Origin of the sequence: Mycobacterium sp., assembly GCF_025965855.1 — a bacterium.
Lineage (GTDB): Bacteria > Actinomycetota > Actinomycetes > Mycobacteriales > Mycobacteriaceae > Mycobacterium.
The window spans coordinates 1-3452 of record NZ_JAOPWB010000064.1 but is presented as its reverse complement, the minus strand read 5'-3'; the positions used below and the strand labels follow the sequence as shown (position 1 = coordinate 3452).

General features: G+C 69.9%; 5 protein-coding genes. 2 read left to right on the top strand and 3 right to left on the bottom strand.

Features of this window, described 5'->3' with window-relative positions; genetic code table 11:
- The coding region (locus tag JWP83_RS04825) for a hypothetical protein (protein WP_297726582.1) at positions 1-190 on the bottom strand (190 nt) is incomplete at its 3' end.
- 222 nt (positions 191-412) lie between these two features.
- On the opposite strand from JWP83_RS04825, the gene JWP83_RS04820 reads away from it, so the two are divergent.
- On the top strand, positions 413-1357 hold the full coding sequence (locus JWP83_RS04820) for a PE family protein (RefSeq protein ID WP_297726579.1): 945 nt from the start codon (positions 413-415) through the stop codon (positions 1355-1357).
- A gap of 3 nt (positions 1358-1360) precedes the next feature.
- On the opposite strand, the gene JWP83_RS04815 is transcribed toward JWP83_RS04820, so the two are convergent.
- Together JWP83_RS04815 and mshB are read right to left on the bottom strand one after the other, a co-directional pair.
- Positions 1361-1822, bottom strand: a complete 462-nt coding sequence (locus JWP83_RS04815) for a hypothetical protein (protein WP_297726576.1) — start codon at positions 1820-1822, stop codon at positions 1361-1363.
- A 92-nt stretch (positions 1823-1914) separates the two neighbouring features.
- Positions 1915-2817 carry an N-acetyl-1-D-myo-inositol-2-amino-2-deoxy-alpha-D-glucopyranoside deacetylase gene (gene mshB, locus JWP83_RS04810; RefSeq protein WP_297726573.1) on the bottom strand — a complete coding sequence of 301 codons (903 nt, stop codon included), beginning with the start codon at positions 2815-2817 and terminating at the stop codon, positions 1915-1917.
- Positions 2818-2901: 84 nt separating this feature from the next.
- Here mshB and JWP83_RS04805 point away from each other — a divergent pair.
- A partial coding sequence (locus JWP83_RS04805; protein WP_297726570.1) for a TetR/AcrR family transcriptional regulator occupies positions 2902-3452 on the top strand: 551 nt, incomplete at its 3' end.

Below are 3452 nucleotides of genomic sequence, written 5' to 3'. Positions count from 1 at the left end.
TCCACGAGCAGTTTGTCCAGACTTTGAGCGCCGGTGCGAACGCGTTCGCGGCGGCCGCCTCTTCGACGTTGAGCGCGACCCCGTCCCGGGCCCGCCGCAGGACGCGCCGTAACGCCGACGCGCTGGCCTTAGGCGAAACGACAGGGCTAGGCAGAGCAGCGGGCTCCGAGGGCCCCGGTGTCAGTGGCACGTTGGTGTAACTTCCCCACGATCGAATTTCATCCGCCCGGCCCAACTTGTGAAACTTTGGGCGACGGTGCCATACGCGCAACAGTAGCGCCAGGGTCCCGACGGCCCGCGGTCGACATCCCCGCGTTCGCCGCCGCCGCCGGGCCCTTACTAAGTGTTTGGCAAACTTGCCCGCCATCCAGCGGCGACCGAGATACCATCCGTCGTACCAGGGAGGTGCCGAATGTCGTTCCTATTCGCGGCCCCGGAGGCGCTGGCCGCGGCGGCTTCGGATTTGGCCGGCGTCGGTTCGACCCTCGGCACGGCCACCGCGGCGGCGGCGGCCCCGACATCCGCAGTGGCGGCTTCGGCCGCCGACGGCGTGTCGGCACAGGTCGCCGCGTTCCTTTCCGAGCACGGGCTGGGATATCAGCAGTTCAGCGCCCAAATCGCGAAGTTCCACGAGCAGTTTGTCCAGACTTTGAGCGCCGGTGCGAACGCGTTCGCGGCGGCCGAGTCCAACGCCGCGCAGACCCTCGCCAGGGCGGTCAACGCGCCCGCCTCGGCGCTGCTCGGCGGCGGCGGGGGCGGAGTCGCGGGCGCGGCCGGCGACGCCGTGTCCAGTGCGGTGAGCCGCGTCGAGAGCGTCGTGGCCGGCTCCAATTTCCTCGGTGGAGCCGGGCTGCTGGGCGGCGGTGGCGGCGTCCAGGCAGTCGCCAGTCAAGCCGGCGCGCTGCTGCTCCAGCCGACCGCCGGGATCAGGGCCCTGACCGCGGCCAGCGCGCTACTCGCCCCGGCCGCCGCCGTGACCAACGCCGCGGCGGTGCCGGCGGCAAACGCACTGGTCTCGATTGGCGACCAGATCGAGGCCGCCTACCTGGCGATCGAGCCGTGGGTGCAGTACGGCTTCAACCTCGCGGCGTACGCGGTTGGCTGGTTGCCCTACATCGGCTGGCTGGCTCCGCAAATCAACTTCTTTTACTACCTCTTCGAGCCCATCGTGCAGAGCGCATTATTCAACGCGATCGACGTCATTGACGGGACAATCGGTTTCACGCAGGGACTCAGCACCTTCTGGTCGGCCACCACGGCGTCGATCAACCAGTTCGTCAACACCGAGATCAACTGGGTGCTCGACTTCCTGCCGCCGTTGCCGCCGTTGCCGCCGATCGGCGTCAACCTGCCTTAGGTTTCAGCGGTGGCGGCCGCGCCGCCACAACACCCACACCGGCGGCGCGACCCCCAGCGCGATCAACACCAGGGCCCCGTAGGCCATCAGTCCCCGGCCGCCCAGGATCACGTCGTCGGCGGGACCGCCCATGCTCATCACGGCCACCGTGATCAGCCACGTCCACAGTGGCAACGCGGCCACCCGCGCGGAGCGGGTCCACAGCCCGGCGGCCCACACCAGCGCCGCGTTGAGCAGGCCACTGAGCAGCCCGCTGATGGGAAAGGGAATCGAGCCGATATAGGAAGGCAACAGCAGGGCGCCTGCCAGTGCCGACAGAATCCCGTCCACCGCCAGCAGCGCCAAAACGACGAAACGGATCGCGGGATCTGTCGCGCCGCTGTCCGGGACGGACGCGGCGCGTGACTTGGTTTCGGTCAGGTCGGGACGCTGTCGACGTTGGAGAGTATCGAGCCGATGACCCACTGCAGGCTGTCGAGCCGGTCCTGCCAGTGCTGCAGGTTAGGGTCCAGGTCGGGGTCCATGCGAATTCCTTCCGTGGCTGCCTGTTTGGCAGCCTACCGCGTTGCGGCGGCACTGAAACCGAGTCCCGCGAGCAGATCCGTCTCCCAGCCGCGCCCGTCGCGCTCCCCCGCGGAGCCGGCCACCAGGACGTAATGCTCCTCGCCGAGGATGGGCAGCGCCAGGTTGTTCGACAGTGCGCAGGCCCGGCCGGTCGGGCCGACGACGAGCTGGGTGGCGTGCGCGGCGAGGGCGGCCGTCTTCGCGGCGAGCGCATCCGGGGCGGCCTCCACGACGGCGTCGATGTCGGAATCCGCGTATCCGAAGTCGAACTCGTCTGGCGGCGGGATCATCCAGCCGGGCAGCAGCTCGTCGCGGTCCAGCGCCCGCCAGCCCGACTCGAACGCGCTCGTGGCCAGGACCGTCCAATAGAACTTGGGCACCGCCCAGGGCTCGCCCGCGTAGTCGGCGGAGCCCGCGGCGGCGACCGCGGCCGTCGTGACGGCGTGGGCGTGGATGTGGTCGGGGTGCCCGTAGCCGCCGTTGGGGTCGTAAGTCACGACGACGTGGGGGCGCTGCTCGCGGATGATGGCGACCAGCGCGCCGACGGCCTCGCGTTCGTCGGCGTCGATGAACCTCTGGCGACCGCGCTTTGGGGTGCCCTGCATGCCCGAGTCACGCCATCGGCCCGCGCCGCCGAGATAGATGGGTGCGCTGACGCCCAGCGCGCGCAATGCGGCCGTCAGCTCGCCGATCCGGTAGCCGCCGAGTTGGTCCGCGCGGTCGACTGCCAGCCCGGCCCAGCGGTCGCCGATGACCTCGCCCTCCTCGCCGAGGGTGCAGGTAACGACGCGCACCTCTGCCCCGCGGGCGGTGTAGTGCGCAATGGTGGCGCCGTTGGCGAGGCTCTCGTCGTCGGGGTGCGCGTGGACGAACAGCAACCGCGGAGTCTCGGGCATGCAGGCACCCTACCGCGATGATCGGCCCGGGCATCGCGTCGCCGGCGGGCAGCGGATAGGAACGCGGGCGGCTACTATCGAGAAATGCCGCAGCTAACCCAGGACCGCAGTAGCACCCGGAGCCGCCGACGGGGCGAAGTGCTCGAACGTGCGCTGTACGAGGCCACGTTGGCGGAGTTGGCCGAAGTCGGCTACGGCGGGCTGACGATGGAAGGGATCGCGGCGCGCGCCCACACCGGCAAGGCGGCGTTGTACCGGCGCTGGTGCAGCAAGCATGATTTGGTGCACGCCGCTCTGGTCTTCGCGCTGCCGCCGCTGCCCGAGCTGCGCTCCGGCCGGTCGGCCAGGGAGAACCTGCTGACAATGCTCACTTCGCACCGCGACATGCTGGCCGGAAAGACCACCTTCCCCGGCATCGACGTCATCCAGCAGCTGCTGCACGAACCGGAGATGCGCACCATCTTCGCCGACGCCGTGGTGCGCCCGCGCCTCAAGATCGTCGAATCGATCCTGCAGGCCGCGGTCGACGACGGCGACCTCGACCCGGCCACAATCACCCCGCTGACCGCGCGGGTCGGGGCGGCGTTGATCAACCAACACTTCCTGCTCACCGGGGAGCCCCCGACCCGGCGGGA